14 protein-coding genes and 1 pseudogene are annotated in these 18,240 nt (G+C 63.1%); 9 read left to right on the top strand and 6 right to left on the bottom strand.

Annotated features, from left to right (window positions below):
- The first annotated feature begins 54 nt into the window (after nt 1-54).
- Both ACZ0BA_RS18510 and ACZ0BA_RS18505 read left to right on the top strand, forming a co-directional pair.
- Entirely contained in the window at nt 55-828 is a 774-nt protein-coding gene (locus ACZ0BA_RS18510; protein ID WP_463452673.1) for a class II glutamine amidotransferase, read from the top strand.
- Between the two features lie 88 nt (nt 829-916).
- Nucleotides 917-2,197 (top strand): EAL and HDOD domain-containing protein, encoded by a 1,281-nt coding sequence (locus ACZ0BA_RS18505; protein WP_463452672.1) that lies wholly within the window; start codon nt 917-919, stop codon nt 2,195-2,197.
- A 101-nt stretch (nt 2,198-2,298) separates the two neighbouring features.
- Here ACZ0BA_RS18505 and ACZ0BA_RS18500 read toward each other — a convergent pair whose 3' ends face one another.
- Complete coding sequence (locus tag ACZ0BA_RS18500) at nt 2,299-3,213, bottom strand: alpha/beta fold hydrolase (RefSeq protein WP_463452671.1); 915 nt, start codon at nt 3,211-3,213, stop codon at nt 2,299-2,301.
- Between the two features lie 87 nt (nt 3,214-3,300).
- Between ACZ0BA_RS18500 and ACZ0BA_RS18495 the strand changes: the two genes are divergently transcribed.
- Nucleotides 3,301-3,687 (top strand): MerR family transcriptional regulator, encoded by a 387-nt coding sequence (locus ACZ0BA_RS18495; protein ID WP_463454783.1) that lies wholly within the window; start codon nt 3,301-3,303, stop codon nt 3,685-3,687.
- 60 nt (nt 3,688-3,747) lie between these two features.
- Here the strand turns inward: ACZ0BA_RS18495 and metH are convergent, their stop codons facing one another.
- Nucleotides 3,748-7,521, bottom strand: a complete 3,774-nt coding sequence (metH, locus tag ACZ0BA_RS18490; RefSeq protein WP_463454782.1) for a methionine synthase — start codon at nt 7,519-7,521, stop codon at nt 3,748-3,750.
- A 257-nt stretch (nt 7,522-7,778) separates the two neighbouring features.
- On the opposite strand from metH, the gene ACZ0BA_RS18485 reads away from it, so the two are divergent.
- Nucleotides 7,779-8,234, top strand: coding sequence for a hypothetical protein (locus ACZ0BA_RS18485; protein ID WP_463452670.1), 456 nt, complete (start codon nt 7,779-7,781; stop codon nt 8,232-8,234).
- A 6-nt stretch (nt 8,235-8,240) separates the two neighbouring features.
- Entirely contained in the window at nt 8,241-9,158 is a 918-nt protein-coding gene (locus tag ACZ0BA_RS18480; RefSeq protein WP_463452669.1) for a DUF2145 domain-containing protein, read from the top strand.
- On the opposite strand, the pseudogene ACZ0BA_RS18475 reads toward ACZ0BA_RS18480, so the two are convergent.
- From ACZ0BA_RS18475 to def, 4 genes and pseudogenes are all read right to left on the bottom strand, one after another.
- Nucleotides 9,155-9,746, bottom strand: a pseudogene (locus ACZ0BA_RS18475) (DsbA family protein). The gene ACZ0BA_RS18480 and the pseudogene ACZ0BA_RS18475 sit on opposite strands and share 4 nt — an antisense overlap.
- 27 nt (nt 9,747-9,773) lie before the next feature.
- Entirely contained in the window at nt 9,774-10,409 is a 636-nt protein-coding gene (locus tag ACZ0BA_RS18470; protein WP_463452668.1) for an NAD(P)H-dependent oxidoreductase, read from the bottom strand.
- 95 nt (nt 10,410-10,504) lie between these two features.
- The gene (fmt, locus tag ACZ0BA_RS18465; protein ID WP_463452667.1) at nt 10,505-11,461 is read right to left on the bottom strand and encodes a methionyl-tRNA formyltransferase; all 957 of its coding nucleotides are present in this window, start codon (nt 11,459-11,461) and stop codon (nt 10,505-10,507) included.
- Nucleotides 11,462-11,463: 2 nt separating this feature from the next.
- Nucleotides 11,464-12,006, bottom strand: a complete 543-nt coding sequence (gene def, locus ACZ0BA_RS18460) for a peptide deformylase (protein ID WP_463452666.1) — start codon at nt 12,004-12,006, stop codon at nt 11,464-11,466.
- Nucleotides 12,007-12,250: 244 nt separating this feature from the next.
- Between def and ACZ0BA_RS18455 the strand changes: the two genes are divergently transcribed.
- The 4 genes from ACZ0BA_RS18455 to ACZ0BA_RS18440 all read left to right on the top strand — a co-directional run bounded on the left by ACZ0BA_RS18455 (nt 12,251) and on the right by ACZ0BA_RS18440 (nt 17,996).
- Nucleotides 12,251-13,363, top strand: coding sequence for a LysM peptidoglycan-binding domain-containing protein (locus ACZ0BA_RS18455; RefSeq protein WP_463452665.1), 1,113 nt, complete (start codon nt 12,251-12,253; stop codon nt 13,361-13,363).
- 8 nt (nt 13,364-13,371) lie between these two features.
- Nucleotides 13,372-14,502, top strand: a complete 1,131-nt coding sequence (dprA, locus tag ACZ0BA_RS18450; protein ID WP_463452664.1) for a DNA-processing protein DprA — start codon at nt 13,372-13,374, stop codon at nt 14,500-14,502.
- A gap of 68 nt (nt 14,503-14,570) precedes the next feature.
- Nucleotides 14,571-15,035 carry a Smg family protein gene (locus ACZ0BA_RS18445; protein WP_209725183.1) on the top strand — a complete coding sequence of 155 codons (465 nt, stop codon included), beginning with the start codon at nt 14,571-14,573 and terminating at the stop codon, nt 15,033-15,035.
- Nucleotides 15,036-15,317: 282 nt separating this feature from the next.
- On the top strand, nt 15,318-17,996 hold the full coding sequence (locus ACZ0BA_RS18440) for a DNA topoisomerase III (protein ID WP_463452663.1): 2,679 nt from the start codon (nt 15,318-15,320) through the stop codon (nt 17,994-17,996).
- Nucleotides 17,997-18,240 lie beyond the last annotated feature (244 nt).

Here is an 18,240-nt window from a genome sequence, read left to right as displayed (position 1 = left end):
TACGCCACCTGTTATATTGGTGGTCGCAAGTAACGCTAGAAGAGAAAAGAAACAATGTGTCAGCTACTCGGCATGAACTGCAATGTCCCAACCGACATCGTGTTCAGTTTTACCGGCTTCGCCATGCGCGGCGGCCATACGGATACCCACCACGACGGCTGGGGTATCGCCTTTTTCGAGGGCGCCGGCGTGCGCCACTTCGTCGACCACCAGGCGGCCATCGCCTCGCCGATCGCCGAGCTGATCAAGCGCTATCCGATTAAATCCACCAACGTCATCGCACATATCCGCAAGGCCACGCAGGGCCAGGTGGCGCTGGAGAACTGCCATCCGTTCGTGCGCGAGCTGTGGGGGCAGTATTGGGTGTTTGCCCATAACGGCGACCTCAAGGAGTTCCAGCCGCTGCTGAACGGCGCCTTCCGCCCGGTCGGCACCACCGACAGCGAGCGGGCGTTTTGCTATATTTTGCAGCAGCTGCGCGCCCGCTTCGGCGAACAGCGGCCGGCGCTGGCGGAATTGCGGGCGGCGTTGGGCGCGCTGGTCGACGAAATCGCCGCCCATGGCACCTTCAACATGTTGCTCTCGTCGGGCGGCGAACTGTTCGCCCATTGCTCGACCAACTTGTTCTATCTGGTGCGCAAACATCCGTTCGACACCGCCAAGCTGTCCGACGAGGACGTCAGCGTCGATTTCTCGCAGGTGACCACGCCCAACGACCGGGTGGCGATTATCGTTACCCAGCCGCTAACGACCAATGAACAATGGACAGCATTTGCCAGCGGCGAACTGAAGCTTTTTATCGACGGCGTGCCACAAGCGGTTGATTAGCAGCTAAATTGTCAAGACAGTCTGGATTATTACTGTCAAAATCTTAGTACAGCGAAATATTCGCTCCCTGACAAGAATGGCAGAAGCAATGATCGATCTTTCCCAACATGACGCCGGTCCGCGCAATCTGCGCGTGCGCGAATTCTATCTGGGACGCCAGCCCATCCTCGACCGTAACCAGAATCTGTTCGGTTACGAATTACTCTTCCGTAATGCGCCCGTGGGTCCGGCCCATATCACCACCGAGCTGTCGGCCACGGCGGCGGTCATCGCCCACGCCTCGCAGCTGGGCATGGAAAAGACCATTGGCGACGCGCTCGGCTTCGTCAACGTCGATGCCGACGTCATCATGACCGACATTTTTTCCTTCCTGCCGCGTGAAAAAATGGCGCTCGAACTTTGCGCCACCGAGCCGGTCACGCCGCAATTGCTGGCGCGCGTGGAGGAGCTGGCCGGCCAGGGCTTCCGCTTTGCGCTGGCCGATGTCAGCGGCGAGAACGACACCGTCGTCGCATTGCTGCCGTGGATCGAGTACGTCAAGATGGACATGCGCAGCACGCCGCTGTCGACCCTGATGAAGCTGGCGCCGCGCTTCCGCCAGCAGAAAAAGAAGCTGGTGGCGGAGAAGGTCGAAACCCGCGAGGAATTCAAGAACGCGCTGGACCTGGAGTTCGATTATTTCCAGGGCTATTACTTCTCGCGGCCGGTCATCATGAGTGGCAAGAAATTGTCGCCGTCGCAGCTGGCGGTGATGGAGTTGATGACCCTGGTCACTTCGGACGCCGACAACGTCGATATCGAGCGCGCGATCAAGCGCGACGTCTCGCTGGCGCTCAACCTGCTGCGGCTGGTGAACACGCCGGCGGTGGGCGCGCGCCAGCGCATCGATTCGCTGAGCCAGGCGGTGACGTTGCTGGGCCGGCGCCAGTTGCAGCGCTGGCTGCAGATCATGCTGTATGCCGAGCCGAGCAAGCGCGGCCACAGCATGACGCCGTTGCTGATGCTGGCGACCACGCGCGGCCGCCTGCTGGAATTGTTGGGCGCCAAGCTGCGGCCGAGCCAGCGGCACGTCGCCGATATCGCCTTCACGGTCGGCATCATGTCGCTGATGGATACCTTGTTCGGCATGCCGATGGTCGAGATCCTGGCGCAGATTCCGGTCAACGACGACGTCTCGCAGGCGTTGCTGCATCGCGAGGGCTTCTACGGCGACCTGCTCAAGCTGGCCGAATGCATCGAGCGCATCGAGGAAATGGACGAGCATATCGTGCCCGCGCTGCGCAATCTGGCGATGTCCACCGACGAGCTGGTGGAGCTGGAGCTGGCCGCGTTCGAGTGGAGCGATAACGTGGTGCGGTACGCGCTGTAAGAAGTGCGGCGGTCACGCTCCAAGGATACTCAATCACCTCGGAATCACAAGGGCGTATTGGCGCACCCAGCAGGTTGAACGTGACGGCCCAGAAGTGCCGCTCAGCGTTTCAAGCCGTCGATGAAGCCGGACAGATCGCGGTTGAAGCGGTCCGTCTCCTCGATGAACGGCGCGTGGCCTGAGACGTCGTACAGCACGCTGCGGATACGCGGATTCACCTCGACAGCCCTGGCGATCGACGGCCGCGCCTTGACCAGCGCATCTTGTGCGCCGTAGATCAGCAACACCGGCACCTTGGCCTTGCCCAAACCGCCGGTGAGGTCGACCTTCATCGACTGGACCGCGCGCTGCATGTCCCAGGACGCGACGGCGGCGTTGGCCAGCAGGCGCTCGAAGTCGGATGCGGCGGGCTGGGTATGGAAGCACAGGCGCAGGAACGCGCGCACCGCGTCCAGGTGCGTCTTCAAGTCCGGCGCGTTAAGGTCGCGGTAGACCTCGGGATGGGCGACGATTTGCTCCGGTTTCAGTTCGATTACACCGTCGACGTAGACCACGCCGGCGATGGCGCCATCCCCGTACGCCGCCAGATAATTCGTGATGACCGCGCCGCCCAGAGACCAGCCGACCAGCACCGGCCTGGCCGCCCCCGACGATGCGATGACGGCGCGCAGATCGTCGGCCCAGCGTTGTCCGTCGCTGTACGCTTCGGCGACGGCCTGCTTGCCGGACAGGCCGTGTCCGCGCATGTCGTAGCTGATCAGACGGTAGCGCTGGAGCCGTGGATCGCCGACTTGCGCTTCCCAGTTGAGAGTGCTGCCGAGCAGGCCGTGGATGAAGATGACCGGGGCGCCTCGCGGATCGCCCGATTCCCGCACCGCTAAGGTGACGCCGTCCGGGGCTGTGACGGTATAGGTTTTTGTTTCGGCCATGGCGGACGAGGCGGCGGCCAGCGTGCAGGCGAGCAGCATGGCGCGCAGCAGTAAGAGCATTGATGGGAAGAGGGTCGACGGTGACATGATGCGGCTCCAAAAGTTGATCGGGAGCGCGTAGTGTCAAGCCTCACACCGGTGTCAGGGTCAAGCGAAAAGTGCTATGCTTTTCGCATGACCAACGCAAATCATTCCGAGCCGCTCAGCATCGGCAAACTGGCCAGTGCCACCGGCGCCAGCGTGCGCTCGATTCGCCACTACGACGAACATGGGTTATTGAAATCATTACGGGCGAGTAACGGCTACCGGGTGTTTTCGCCGGCGGCCGTCACCCAGGTGAAACAGATCCAGCGCATGATCGCCAGCGGATTCAGCTTGGCGGAGATCCGCTCGTTTCCCGATTGTATGCTGATGATCGAGGGCGCGGCCGCGTGCAGCGAGACCACCGACGCGCAGCGCAAGCGGCTGGCGTCGATTGAGGAACAAATCGCGGAGCTGGAAAAGCGCCGCGCGCGTCTGCTTAAAACTTTATCCGAGGGCACAATCCCGCCGCTCGATTAGGCGGCGGGGCGGCTCAACGGTAGAGCCCGTGTCCGAATGTCAGACTTGACCCCCGGTGGTTTAGGAGAGATTGGGGGCGAGCCAGCGCTCCAGTTCGGCCTTGTCGACGTTGCGGCGGGCCGCCATGTCGGCCAGTTGGTCCTCGCCGATTTTGCCGACCACGAAATACTTCGATTCCGGATGCGCGAAGTAAAAGCCCGACACGGCCGCGCCCGGGTACATGGCGAACGATTCGGTCAGCTCCATGCCGATCTCCCCGGCCTGCATGGTCTTGAACATGTCGCGCTTGACGGTGTGCTCCGGGCAGGCCGGGTAGCCGGGCGCCGGACGGATGCCGACGTACTTTTCGGCGATCATGTCGTCGTTGGTCAGCGCTTCGGCCGCCGCGTAGCCCCACAGGTCCTTGCGCACGCGCTCGTGCAGATATTCGGCGAAGGCTTCGGCCAGACGGTCGGCCAGCGATTTGAGCATGATCGACGAGTAGTCGTCGTGCGCGTCTTCGAAGCGCTTTTCGTACTTCTCGATCCCCAGGCCGGCGGTGACGGCAAACATGCCGATGTAATCCTTCACACCGGATTCTTTCGAGGCGATGAAATCGGACAGGCACTGGTTCGGCCGCTGCACGCCGTCGACCACCGGCTTGACGCCTTGCTGGCGCAAGCCGTAATAGGTGAAGTCGACCTTGCTGCGGGTGTCGTCGGTGTAGATCTCGATGTCGTCGTCGTTGACGGTATTCGCCGGCAGCAGCGAGATGACGCCGTTGGCGGTCAGCCAGCGGCCGTCGATGACTTTTTTCAGCAGCGCCTGGCCTTCCTCGAACACCTTGGTGGCCGCTTCGCCGACCACTTCATCGGTCAGGATGGCCGGGAACGGGCCGGCCAGGTCCCAGGTCTGGAAGAACGGGCCCCAGTCGATGTAGCGCGCGATGGTGGCCAGGTCGACGTTTTTGAATTCGCGGCGGCCGATGAACTTCGGTTTGACCGGCGCGGCGGCGCCGTCGAAGGACAGCTTCATCTTGTTGGCGCGCGCGTCTTTCAGCGACAGCATCGGCAGCGCCTTTTTGTTGGCGTGCTGCTCGCGGATGCGCACATAGTCCGACGCGATGTCGTCGATGTATTGCTGGCGGCTTTCGGGCGTCAGCAGTGACTGCGCCACCGACACCGAACGCGAGGCGTCCGGCACGTACACCACCGGGCCTTCGTAGTTGTGGGCGATCTTGACGGCGGTGTGGGCGCGGCTGGTAGTGGCGCCGCCGATCAGCAGCGGGATTTTGAGCATGCGGAAATGCTCGTCGCGCTGCATCTCTTTCGCCACGTAGGCCATCTCCTCGAGCGACGGCGTGATCAGGCCGGACAGGCCGATGATGTCGGCGTTTTCCAGCTTGGCGCGCGCCAGGATCTCGGAGCAGGGCACCATCACGCCCATGTTCACCACCTCGAAGTTATTACACTGCAGGACCACCGAGACGATGTTCTTGCCGATGTCGTGGACGTCGCCCTTGACGGTGGCGATGACGATCTTGCCCTTCGGTTTGGCGACGATGCCGGTGCGCTTTTCCTCGGCCAGCTTTTCCTCTTCGATGTACGGAATCAGGTGGGCCACGGCCTGCTTCATCACGCGCGCCGATTTGACCACCTGCGGCAGGAACATCTTGCCCTGTCCGAACAGGTCGCCGACGATGTTCATGCCGTCCATCAGAGGGCCTTCGATCACATGGATCGGACGGCCGTTGGCGGCCAACACCTGCTGGCGCATTTCCTCGGTGTCGTCGGTGATGAACTGCGTGATGCCGTGCACCAGCGCGTGCGCCAGGCGCTTTTCGACGGGCGCGTTGCGCCATTCGAGGTTCTGCGCGTCCTGCTTGCCGGCGCCAGCCTTCAGGGTGCCGGCGATGTCGATCATGCGCTCGGTGGCGTCGTCGCGGCGGTTCAGCACCACGTCCTCGACGCGCTCGCGCAGTTCGGCCGGCAGGTCGTCGTAGACGCCGACCATGCCGGCGTTGACGATACCCATCGTCATGCCGGCCTTGATCGCGTGGTACAGGAACACCGTGTGGATGGCTTCGCGCGCCGGGTCGTTGCCACGGAAGGAGAACGAGACGTTGGAGACGCCGCCCGAGATCTTCGCGTGCGGCAGATTTTCCTTGATCCAGCGGGTGGCGTTGATGAAGTCCACCGCGTAGTTGTTGTGCTCTTCGATGCCGGTGGCGATGGCGAAGATGTTCGGGTCGAAGATGATGTCTTCCGGCGGGAAGCCGACCGTGTTCACCAGCAGCTTGTAGGCGCGCTCGCAGATTTCGGTCTTGCGCTCGAAGGTGTCGGCCTGGCCTTTTTCGTCGAAGGCCATGACGATGACGGCGGCGCCGTAGCTCAGGCACAGGCGCGCCTGGCGGATGAATTCCTCTTCGCCTTCTTTCATCGAGATCGAATTGACAATCGATTTGCCCTGCACGCATTTGAGGCCCGCTTCGATCACCGACCATTTCGACGAGTCGATCATGATCGGCACGCGCGAGATGTCCGGTTCGGACGCAATCAGGTTCAGGAAGCGCGTCATCGCGGCCTGCGAGTCGAGCATCGCCTCGTCCATGTTGATGTCGATGACCTGGGCGCCGTTTTCCACCTGCTGGCGCGCCACCGACAGCGCTTCGTCATACTGTTCGTTCAAAATCATGCGCGCGAACGCCTTCGAGCCGGTGACGTTGGTGCGCTCGCCAACGTTGACGAACAGCGAGCTCTCGTCGATGGTGAACGGTTCGAGGCCCGACAGGCGCTGCGCCACCGGCACGTCCGGCACCGCGCGCGGCGCGGTGGTGGCGAGCATTTCGCCGATCGCCTTGATGTGGTCCGGCGTGGTGCCGCAGCAGCCGCCAGCGATGTTGACGAAGCCGGCGTCGGCGAACTCGCGCAGCAGCGCCGAGGTGTCGGCCGGCAGTTCGTCGAAGCCGGTGTCGCTCATCGGGTTGGGCAGGCCGGCGTTTGGATAAATGCAGACGAAGGTGTCGGCGATCTGCGACAGCTCCTGCGCGTAGGGACGCATCAGCGCCGCGCCAAGCGCGCAATTGAGGCCGATCGTCAACGGTTTGGCGTGGCGCACCGAGTTCCAGAAGGCCGGCACGGTCTGGCCGGACAGGATGCGGCCCGACGCGTCGGTGACGGTGCCGGAGATCATCAGCGGCAGGCGCGGGACGCCCGGGTTCTCGGCATAGAATTTGTCGATCGCGAACAGCGCGGCCTTGCAGTTCAGGGTGTCGAAGATGGTTTCGACCAGCAGCACATCGACGCCGCCTTCGACCAGCGCCGTGGTTTGCTGGTGGTAGGCGTCGACCAACTGGTCGAAGGTGATGTTGCGCGCGGCCGGATCGTTGACGTCCGGTGAAATCGACGCGGTTTTCGGCGTCGGCCCGAGCGCGCCGGCGACAAAGCGCGGCTTGTCGGCGCTGCTGTACTTGTCGCATGCGGCGCGCGCCAGCCTGGCCGCTTGCAGGTTCATCTCGTAGGCCAGGTGGGCCATGTGATAGTCGTCCTGCGCGATCGTGGTGGCGCCGAAGGTGTTGGTCTCGATCAGGTCCGCGCCGGCGGCCAGATAGCGTTCGTGGATCTCCTGGATCACGTGCGGCTGCGTCAGCGTCAGCAGCTCGTTGTTACCCTTGACGAACAGCTCGCGCGCGCCGCTGTCGGCTGGGGCGGCGAAGTCGATGAAGCGTCCCGTCGGGCCGCCACGGTAGGCGGTCTCGTCGAGTTTGTACTGCTGAATGATCGTGCCCATCGCGCCATCGAGGATCATGATGCGGCGCGCCAGGATCTCGCGCAGCTGGGCATCGCTCTTGGACATGACGGTATGGGACACGGTGTTATTCATTGATTACTTTCTTTGAGCTGTGGGCGCGGCGGACGAGTGCGGTCGCCGGTCTAAAATTATACGGCATACCAGAATAAGCTTCAGGCCACCGCTGCGTCTCAGCAACAGAAATTCGGTTGACAAGGTCTATCTACCGATGAATACTGTACATATCGGTTCGCTTTTGAACTTTTGTCTCTGCGGGCAGGGGGAAGCATTTATACTTCTCGTTCGCAAAATAAGGAATTCTGATGTCCATATCCCTCGTATTTCGCTGCATCGCCGCCGCCGGCGCGCTGACCCTGGCGCTCGGCGCCAATGCCGAGAGTTTCGCTTCGTCGGCCTCCAGCGCCGGTTCCGCCTCGAGCGGCAGCGTCTCCGATTCGCTGTCCGGCTCCAGCGACAGCTCCAAGGGCGACCGCAAGGTAGCCGATGGCGACTACCGCATCATCCAGATCGCGCAAACGCCCGACCGCGCAGGCCGCACCCGTTTGACGCTGCAGGCCGACAATCCGGACGAACGCATCGTGCTCGATATGCCGCAGGCCACCTTCGAGCAGCAGCAACTGGCGGCCGGCGACAAGATGTACGCGCAAAACCGCGTCTATGGCATCGAGTTCGGTCGCGGCGACACGCGCCAGCCGTTTTATCTGGTGCTGGCCGACGAGTGGTATAGCGAACTGGCTTCGCGTCCCGTCACTCTTTAAGTCTTTGTGAAGATTTTGCGGACGCTGGCGCCGCTGCTACTGGCGTGCGGCGCGCTGGTCCTTTCAGGCGCGGCGTATGCCGGCGGCTCCAACTCATCGCGCTTTTGCGACCGTGCGCAGCCGCTGACGGCGGCCGAGCAGGATCGCTTGCTGCGCTTCGCCGGCGTGCTGCGCGAGGAGCTGGCCGGCGGTGGCGACAGCGTGGCGCTGGTCAGCCGCTCCGGCCTGGACTTGTCGCGCTTCGGCATCCGCTATTCGCATGCGTCGCTGGCCTGGCGCTCGGAGGAGGGCGTGTGGTCGGCGCGCCAGTTGTATTACGCCTGCGACGAAAGCCGCCCGCGTATTTTCGATCAGGGCCTGGCCGGTTTTGCCATGGGCACCGACGATCCCAAAGTGGGTTATCTGAGCATCGTGCGGCTGCCGCCGGAAGCGGTGCTGGCCGTGCGTCCCGCCTTGCTGGACCGGCCGCGCGTGCAGAGCATGCTGGCCGCGCAATACAGCGCCAACGCTTACGCTTACGGCACGCGCTATCAAAACTGCAATCAGTGGGTGATGGAGATGCTGGCCGCCGGCTGGGGCGACCTGGCCGATGGCGGCGATCTGCGCGAGCGCGCGCAGGACTGGCTGCGCTTGCAGGGCTATGCGCCGCAGCCGGTCGATGTGGATTCGCGTTTGTTGATGCTGGCGTCGTACTTCGTGCCGCTGGTGCATTTGAGCGATCATCCGCAGCAGGATGTGGCGGAGATGAAGCTGCGCGTCAGCCTGCCGTCGACGATAGAGATCTTTGTACGGGCGCGCTTCCCGGCCAGCGAGCGCGTGGAGCTGTGTCATGATGAACGCCAGATCGTCGTCCGGCGCGGCTGGACGCCGATCGCCGATGGCTGCAAGCCGGAACAGGGCGACCGCGTCGTGCGGCTGGATTAGGTCTTGGCTTCGCGCTGTGCGTGGGCCAGGGCGTCGTCGAGCCGGTCGTTCCCCCAGAACATCGCATCGTCCACCATGAAGGTCGGGGCGCCAAAGATGTGCAGCGCCTTGGCTTGTTCGGTGCGCGCGCGCAGGCGGGCTTTGTTGTCGTCGGTTTGGGCGTCGCGCAGGATGGTGCCGGCGTCCTGGCCGAGGGCTGAGAGAATCTCGGCAATGCAGTCGGTGCTGGCGATGTCGCGGTCGTCGGCGAAATTGGCCAGCATCACCCGTTCGCAGAAGTCCGTCATCCATGGCTGGTTTTCGCACAGGAGGCCGACGCGCGCGGGCCAGCATCGAGTTGCGCGGGAACGCGGATGGCTGGCGCCAAGGCAGGCCGTATTTCGCGCATTGGCGCGGCATGTCCTGCCAGACGTAGGCGCCTTTATCTTTTTGCAGAACGAAGGGCGAGTTGTTCCAGCCTGCGTCCTTGAAGATGGGACCGAGCAGGAAGGGGCGCCACACCACGCCATCGGGGGCGAGCTGGCGGATGCGCATCACGCTCAGGTAGCTGTAATTGCTGGCGAAGTCGAACCAGAATTCGATGGGCATGTGAGGCCTTCTTCCGTGCTCGGGGTTTTACAGGGCCGTCACCAGCTTTTCGCGTGGACGGCGTACTTTCTTCAGGCCTTCCAGCCAGTCGCCTTCGGGTTCGCGGTGGCCGAGCGGCAGTATCACGACGCTGCGCAGGTTGCGCTCCTTGAGCGACAGGATAGTGTCGACGGCGGCCGGATCGAAGCCTTCCATCGGCGTGCTGTCGATGCCCTCAAACGCGGCCGCGACCAGCGCAACACCCAGCGCGATGTAGGTCTGGCGGGCGGCGGATTCGTAGTTGCCCTGCTGGCCGCGCGCGGCGACGATGGCTTTCAATTTGACGCGGTAGGCTTCCCAGCCTTCGTTGACGGTGCCGCGCTGCTCGTTGGTCAGGTCGAACATCATGTCGATGCGCGCTTCGGTGATGTCGTCCCACGCCGCGAACACCAGCAGGTGCGACGCTTCGGTCACCTGCGGCTGGCCCCAGGCGACTTCGCGGATCTTGGCGCGCAGCTCAGGGTTTTCAACGACGAATACTTCAAACGGCTGCAGGCCGCTGGAGGTCGGGGCCAGGCGCACCGCTTCGAGGATGCGGTCGAGCTGTTCGGCTTCCACTTTTTTGGCGGGATTGTAGTTTTTGGTGGCGTAGCGCCAGTGCAGTTTGTCGATCAGATCGGTCATGTAAGGCTCCTGTCAAAAGTGCTTCCAGGCGACGCTGGAAGCGGGGGAACCATCATAACGTGCAATCCGGGAGCTTGCTTGAACCCGCCCAAAACTTACCCGAAAGTAAGGTTCTCTAGCGGGAAACCCTTGATGAACTCGGCCGCCGGCAGGCGTTTGCCACCCGGTTTTTGCAGCTCCGTCAGGCGCAGCGCACCGGTGCCGCAGGCGACCACGATGCCGTGCTGCGCGTCGACCGCCAGCACTTGGCCGGCCGGCGCTTTGCTGTCGGCTTCCACCAATTCGGCGCCCCACAGCTTGACGTTGACGCCGTTGACGATGGCGTGCGCGCCGGGGAAGGGATTGAAGGCGCGGATCTTGCGGCCGATCTCGACGGCGGACTGGCCGAAGTCCAGCGCCGCCTCTTCCTTGCTGATCTTGGCGGCGTAGGTGACGCCTTCTTCCGGCTGCGTGACCGCTTCGAGCTGGTTGTGTTCCATCTTGCGCAGCGCTTCGACGATCATCTTGCCGCCCAGCGCGGCCAGCTTGTCGTGCACCATGCCGGTGGTGTCGCGCTCGCCGATGGCGACGCGTTCGATCAGCAGCATCGGGCCGGTGTCCAAGCCTTCCTCCATCTCCATGATGGTGATGCCGGTTTCGTCGTCGCCGGCCTCGATGGCGCGGTGGATGGGCGCGGCGCCGCGCCAGCGCGGCAGCAGCGAACCGTGGATGTTGAGGCAGGGTTTGATGTCGAGCGTGCTGCGCGGCAGGATCAGGCCGTAGGCGGCCACCACCATCACGTCATACGGCGTCGACAGCAGGCGCGCGTGGGCGGCCAAGGCCTCCTCGGCGCGCTGCGGGTCTTTGCTGTCGGTGCGCAGCGACAGCGGCTGCAGCACCTCGATGCCGTGCGCGACCGCGTATTGCTTGACGGCCGACGGTTGCAAATGCATGCCGCGACCGGCGGGGCGGTCGGGCTGGGTCAGCACCAGCGGGATTTCAAAGCCGGCCTCGTGCAGGGCTTGCAACGCCACGGCGGCGAATTCCGGGGTGCCGGCGAAGATGACCTTCATGCTCAGTACCGGCGCCCTTGGGCGCGCAGCTGGGCTTCGCGCTCCAGGCCGCGTTCTTCCTTGATCATTTTGGTCTTGATGCGGTTGCGCTTGAGCGGCGACAGGTATTCGACAAAGACCTTGCCCAGCAGGTGATCCATCTCGTGCTGGATGCACACGGCCAGCAGGCCGTCGGCTTCCACTTCGAACGGCTGGCCCTTGACGTCGAGCGCGCGCACCTTGATTTTGGCGTGGCGTTCGACGCCGTCGTAGACGCCGGGCACCGACAGGCAGCCTTCGTCGTAGACCTGCTTTTCGTCGCTGGCCCAGATGATTTCCGGGTTGATGTAGGTGACCAGGGCGTCTTTGGTCTCGGTGATGTCGATGACCAGCAGTTGCTCGTGCACGTCCACCTGCGAGGCGGCCAGGCCGATGCCGGGCGCGTCGTACATGGTCTCGGCCATGTCGGCGACCAGTTTTTCCAGGCGCTCGTCGAAGACGGTGACTGGCTTGGCGACCTTGTGCAGGCGCGGATCGGGGTAACGCAGAATATTTAAGATGGCCATGTCTGTACTGTGTTGATAACTATGTGATTGCCTTGATAACGCACGGTCCTGGAAGACGGACGCCGTGAGATTTTCCCCACCAAAAATGCAACAGCCGCGCTGCTTGCCGTAGCGCGGTTTCGCTTGCCAGTTCAGGGTTTTATGGGCAGAATTTGATTCAAATTAGCAACCTTATCCTCTGATAAGGGCACTGCTTGCTGTTGTGTGCCGGCGCTGGTTGCTAGCGCATCTACCGGACCTACTAATGAAAAATTTTAGCACAGTCGGCAACCGCTTAGTACGGACGGTGCTATTTTGCGGCCTGGTGGCGGCGCCGGCGGTCTCGGCGGCGGCGCTCAAGTGCGAGTTCCGGGCCGACGCGCCCGAGCAGCACACCGTGGTGCGGGGCGATACGCTGTGGGATATTTCCGGCAAGTTCCTGCAACAACCGTGGTGCTGGCCCACGGTCTGGGGCATGAACCGCGACGACATCGCCAATCCGCACTGGATCTATCCGGGTCAGATCATCTGGTTCGACCGCGCGGCCGGCCGCCTGCGCCTGGGTAACCGGATCGACGCCAACGGCGGCAACGATCCGGCCACGCAGCGCCGCGCGCCCGCAGTGCGCGTCGAGGGACTGGGCAAGGACGCGGTGCCATCGATACCGGCAGGCGTCATCGAGCCCTTCCTGACCCAGCCGCTGATCATCGAAAACGACGAGCTCAAGGGCGCGCCGCGCATCATCGCCACGCAGGACGACCATGTGTTCATCGGCAAGGACGACAAGGCCTACGTCCGTGGCGAACTCAACGGCAACACGTCGTTTCAGGTGTTCCGGCCGGGCACTCCGCTGCGGGACCCGGTCACCAAACAGGTGATCGGCCACGAGGCCTTCTATTTAGGTACGCTGAAATTGCAGAGCGCCGCGCAAGCCGGCAGCGGCAGCGACGTGCACACTTTTGTGGTCGCCAGCGCCAAGGAGGAAATGGGCAAGGGCGACCAGCTGCGCGCGATTCCGCCGATGCCGATGCAGAACTACGTGCCGCACCCGCCCGCGCAACCGGTCGAATCGCGCGTGATGGCGATCTACGGCGGCGTCACGCACGCCGGCCAGAACCAGGTGGTCAGTATTAATCGCGGAAAGCTTGACGGACTCGATGTCGGCGCCGTGCTGCAGCTGTACCATGCGGGAAGAACTGTGAGCGATTCCACCGCGCCGAAAAGCTGGCTGGGGATGCGCGAGCAGCAGGTCAGGCTGCCGGACGAGCAAGTGGGCAGCCTGTTTATCTTCCGCGTGTTCAGGCAGATTTCCTACGGCCTGATCATGCAGGTGACGGCGCCGGTGGAAGTGGGCGACGTCGCCAAGTCGCCGGAGTAACCCCCGCCGTGCAAGCCACGGAAACCCTGATCCCTCCCACGGCGCCCGCGCTGATCGCCTGGCTGCGCCTGGAGCGTACCGATGGCATCGGCCTGCTGAGCGCGCACCGGCTGCTCGACAAGTTCGCCTCGCCGCAAGCGATCTTCGACGCCAGTCGCCAACAATTGCTGGCGCTGGTCAAGCCCGGCCAGGCCGACGCCTTGCTGCGGCCGCCATCGCCCGCCGAGATGGCCGCCTTGACGGCCCAGGCCGACGCGGTGCTGGCCTGGCGCGAGCTGCCGGGCAACCTGTTCCTGACCTTGCACCATGCCGACTATCCGGCGAGTCTGCGCGAGATCGCCGCCGCGCCGCTGATGCTGTACGTTAAGGGCCGCGCCGAACTGTTGACGCGCCCGGCGGTGGCGGTGGTCGGTTCGCGCAACGCCAGCGTCCAGGGCATGCTCAACGCCGAGCGCATGGCGCGCGCGCTGTCGGAGGCCGGCTTGACCATCGTCTCCGGGCTGGCGCTGGGCATCGACGCGGCCGCACATGCAGGCGGTCTGTGCGGCGCCGGTGGCACCCTGGCCGTGATCGGCACCGGCGCCGACCGCATCTATCCCGCCAGCAATGGCAACCTCGCGCGCCGGATCGCCGAGGAGGGGTGTATCGTCAGCGAGTACCCGCTCGGCACGCCGCCGCTGCGCGACAACTTTCCGCGCCGTAACCGCGTCATCAGCGGGCTGGTGCGCGGGGTGCTGGTGGTGGAGGCGGCCGCAAAGTCCGGCTCGCTGATCACGGCGCGGCTGGCGATTTCGCAGGGGCGCGACGTGTATGCGATGCCGGGTTCGGTGCACGCGGCGCTGGCCAAGGGCTGCCACCGCTTGATCCGCGAGGGCGCCAAGCTGGTCGAGACCGCCGCCGACGTGCTGGAGGATATGCAGATGGCAACCGACGGCATGGCCGGCCCGCGGGCCGCGATCGACGACAGCTTCGTCGACCGGGTGCTCGACGCGATCGGCGAGCATCCGGCCGGCGCCGACGCCCTGGCCGCCTCGCTGGGCCAGTCCGCCGCCGAGCTGCAGGGGCAGTTGCTGGCGTTGGAATTGGCCGGTTTGCTCGAGCGTTTGCCGGGCGGAATGTTTCAACGCTTGCGTTCGTAAGCGGACGGACAAAGAGGCAAGCTGTGCGGTACTTGTGTCCGATCTGTTTTAACTGATAGAGTAGAGTCATGTTCGACATCCTTGTTTATCTCTACGAGACTTATTACCGTCCCGATGCTTGCCCCGAACCGGCTGCGTTGGCCAAGAAGCTGTCGGCTGTCGGTTTTGATGATGTCGAAATTTCCGAGGCATTGGTCTGGCTCAACGATTTGACCGCCATGGCCGGCGTCGAGCACTCGCTGACGGCCGCCTCGACCGGCACCCGCTTCTATGTCGAGGAAGAGCAGGACGTGCTGGGCACCGCCGCGATCGGCTTCATCCAGTTCCTCGAATCGGCCAAGGTCTTGTCTCCGCTGCAACGTGAAATCGTTGTCGAGCGGGCGCTGGCGCTGGAGGAGGCGCCCGTCACCTTGGGCAAGCTCAAGGTCATCGTGCTGATGTTGCTCTGGAGTCAAGGCAAGGAACCGGACGCGCTGATGTTCGACGACCTGTTCGGCTCGGACGAAGACCAGGCGCCGCGCCTGCTGCACTAATAAGAACAGCCGGCGGCACGCTGGCGATCGTTCTACGTTCCAAAAAGCAACACTTTAATCGGGACCTGCATCGCAGCGTGGCGCGCGGTTCGCTGCCTGCCAAAACGCGTCATCGCGCGGTTTGCTTGCAGTCCTGCCGACAACCCGCTTATCATTTGCGCTTTGACAAGACTGTCACACTTCGGCCTTGCCATCGGCGGCGCAAAAGTGCAGACTGCGGCGCGATCCATGTATGATGCGCATGCTGACCCCACCCAAAGTGTTAAAAACGAGATACGAAATATGACGAAAACCCTCATCATCGCCGAGAAGCCTTCTGTCGCGAACGACATCGCGAAGACGCTTGGCGGCTTTACCAAGCACGATGAGTACTTTGAGTCCGACGAGTACGTGCTGTCCTCCGCCGTCGGCCACCTGCTGGAAATCGCTGTGCCGGAAGAGCACGACGTCAAACGCGGCAAATGGAGCTTCGCGCACCTGCCGATGATCCCGCCGTACTTCGCGCTCAATCCGATCGCCAAGACCGAAGCGCGCCTCAAGGTGCTCAACAAGCTGATCAAACGTAAAGACGTCACCGCCATCATCAACGCATGTGACGCGGGCCGCGAAGGGGAACTGATCTTCCGTTTGATCGCCCAGAACGCCAAGGCCAAGCAACCGGTCAAGCGCCTGTGGCTGCAATCGATGACGCCTGGCGCGATCCGCGAAGGCTTCACCCATCTGCGTTCCGACGAGGAAATGCTGCCGCTGGCCGACGCCGCGCGCTGCCGCTCGGAAGCGGACTGGCTGATCGGCATCAACGGCACCCGCGCGATGACCGCGTTCAACTCGAAAGAGGGCGGCTTCTACCTGACCACCGTGGGCCGCGTACAGACGCCGACCCTGTCGATCGTGGTCGAACGCGAAGAGAAGATCAAGAAATTCGTCGCCCGCGACTTCTGGGAAGTGCGCGCCGAGTTCGTGTGCGCCGCCGGTGTGTATGAAGGCCGCTGGCTCGACACCAAGTTCAAGAAGGACGAAAACGATCCCGAAAAGCGCGCCGAGCGCCTGTGGAGCAAGACCGCCGCCGACTCGATCGCCACCGCTTGCCGTGGCAAGCAGGGCATCGTCACCGAGGAAGCCAAGCCGACCACGTCGATGGCGCCGGCGCTGTTCGACCTGACGAGCCTGCAGCGCGAAGCGAACTCGCGCTTCGGCTTCTCGGCCAAGAACACGCTGGGCCTGGCCCAGGCGCTGTACGAAAAGCACAAAGTGCTGACCTATCCGCGTACCGATTCGCGCCACCTGCCGGAAGACTACTTGCCGACCGTGCAGCAGGCGCTGGAAACGGTCAAGGAAAACCCGAACTACCACCAGTTCGCCAAGCAGATCCTCGACAAGGGCTGGGTCAAGCCGAACAAGCGTATTTTCGACAACACCAAGATCTCGGATCACTTCGCGATCATCCCGACCACCATTGCGCCGAAAAACCTGTCCGAGCCGGAACAGAAGCTCTACGACCTGGTGACGCGCCGCTTCATGGCGGTGTTTTTCCCGCCGGCCGAGTTCCAGGTCACCACCCGCTACACGGAAGTGTCCGGCCATCAGTTCAAAACTGAAGGCAAGGTCATGACCAATCCGGGCTGGCTGGCGATCTACGGCAAGGAAGCGTCCACCGACGACGACAAGGAAGGGAACGCCAACGGTAATCTGGTACCGGTCGCCAAGGGCGAGAAGGTGCTGACCGACAAGGTCAACGCCAACGGCCTGGTCACCAAGCCGCCGGCGCGCTACACCGAGGCGACGTTGCTGTCGGCCATGGAAGGCGCCGGCAAGCTGGTCGAGGACGACGAGTTGCGCGACGCCATGGCCGGCAAGGGCCTCGGCACGCCAGCGACGCGCGCGGCCACCATCGAAGGGTTGCTGACCGAGCGCTATCTGTTGCGCGAAGGCCGCGAACTGATGCCGACCGCCAAAGCGTCGCAGTTGATGACGTTGCTGCGCGGCCTGGGTGTCAATGAGCTGACCGCGCCGGAACTGACCGGCGAATGGGAATACAAGTTGTCGCAGATGGAAAAGGGCAAGATCTCGCGCGAGGAATTCATGCGCGAAATCGCCCAGATGACGCAGATCATCGTCAAACGCGCCAAGGAATACAACAACGACACGATCCCCGGCGATTACGCCACCCTGACGACGCCGTGCCCGAATTGCGCCAGCGTGGTCAAAGAGAACTATCGCCGCTTCGCCTGCACCAAGTGCGATTTCTCGATGAGCAAAACGCCGGGCAGCCGCCAGTTCGAGATCGAGGAAGTGGAACAGTTGCTCAAGGAACGCACCATCGGTCCGCTGCAAGGTTTCCGCTCGAAGATGGGACGTCCGTTCGCGGCCATCCTGCGCATCGTGCGCGACGAAGAGATCAAGAACTTCAAGCTGGAGTTTGATTTCGGCCAGAACGACGATTCGGAAGACGCGGAAGCGGTCGACTTCACCGGCCAGACCCCGCTGGGGCCTTGTCCGAAGTGCGCCGGCGGCGTGTATGAAATGGGTCTGGCGTATGTGTGCGAAAACAGCGTCGCCAAGCCGAAGACGTGCGACTTCCGCAGCGGCCGCATCATTCTGCAACAGGAGATTTTGCCTGAGCAAATGGCCAAGCTGATCAACGAAGGCAAGACCGACCTGCTGCCGGGCTTTGTTTCGCAGCGCACGCGTCGTCCGTTCAAGGCCTTCCTGGTCAAGGGCAAGGACAACAAGATCAGCTTCGAGTTCGAAGAGCGCAAGGCCAAGGCGCCCGCCAAGGGCAAGGCTGCCGCCGTAGCGGACGAAGGCGCTGACGGTGTCGCGACCGACGCGGCGCCAGCCAAGAAGGCGCCGGCCAAGAAGGCCGCCGCCGCCAAGGCCGCGCCAGCCAAGAAACCTGCGGCCAAGAAAGCGCCGGCTAAGAAGGCCGCGCCGAAGAAGGCTGCTGCGACCGCCGAGTAGTCTTCGGCAGGCTCGAATAAAAGGACCGTCGAAGGCAACTTCGCGGTCCTTTTTTTATCGATGTAAGTGCATCGCTTTCTGCTTATTATCCTGTTTCGACAACATAAACGATGACATCGCATCATTTAACTGTTGCGTACGCCAATCGGCGGTGTCCGTGACGTCCGGGTGCAGCGTCGGTCCATCCAATACGGTAGCCAAGTGAAATTAGTTTTTTGGCACATTTAACGGCTTGCTATCACAA

This window comes from Duganella sp. AC917 (assembly GCF_979258245.1).
This window is presented reverse-complemented; position numbering and strand designations above follow the sequence as displayed.

Bases quoted from the DNA above. Each gene is read 5' to 3' on its own strand.
- ACZ0BA_RS18510 (WP_463452673.1), top strand. From the start codon at position 55: ATGTGTCAGCTACTCGGCATGAACTGCAATGTCCCAACCGACATCGTG.
- ACZ0BA_RS18505 (WP_463452672.1), top strand. From the start codon at position 917: ATGATCGATCTTTCCCAACATGACGCCGGTCCGCGCAATCTGCGCGTG.
- ACZ0BA_RS18500 (WP_463452671.1), bottom strand. From the start codon at position 3,213: ATGTCACCGTCGACCCTCTTCCCATCAATGCTCTTACTGCTGCGCGCC.
- ACZ0BA_RS18495 (WP_463454783.1), top strand. From the start codon at position 3,301: ATGACCAACGCAAATCATTCCGAGCCGCTCAGCATCGGCAAACTGGCC.
- metH (WP_463454782.1), bottom strand. From the start codon at position 7,521: ATGTCCAAGAGCGATGCCCAGCTGCGCGAGATCCTGGCGCGCCGCATC.
- ACZ0BA_RS18485 (WP_463452670.1), top strand. From the start codon at position 7,779: ATGTCCATATCCCTCGTATTTCGCTGCATCGCCGCCGCCGGCGCGCTG.
- ACZ0BA_RS18470 (WP_463452668.1), bottom strand. From the start codon at position 10,409: ATGACCGATCTGATCGACAAACTGCACTGGCGCTACGCCACCAAAAAC.
- fmt (WP_463452667.1), bottom strand. From the start codon at position 11,461: ATGAAGGTCATCTTCGCCGGCACCCCGGAATTCGCCGCCGTGGCGTTG.
- def (WP_463452666.1), bottom strand. From the start codon at position 12,006: ATGGCCATCTTAAATATTCTGCGTTACCCCGATCCGCGCCTGCACAAG.
- ACZ0BA_RS18455 (WP_463452665.1), top strand. From the start codon at position 12,251: ATGAAAAATTTTAGCACAGTCGGCAACCGCTTAGTACGGACGGTGCTA.
- ACZ0BA_RS18445 (WP_209725183.1), top strand. From the start codon at position 14,571: ATGTTCGACATCCTTGTTTATCTCTACGAGACTTATTACCGTCCCGAT.
- ACZ0BA_RS18440 (WP_463452663.1), top strand. From the start codon at position 15,318: ATGACGAAAACCCTCATCATCGCCGAGAAGCCTTCTGTCGCGAACGAC.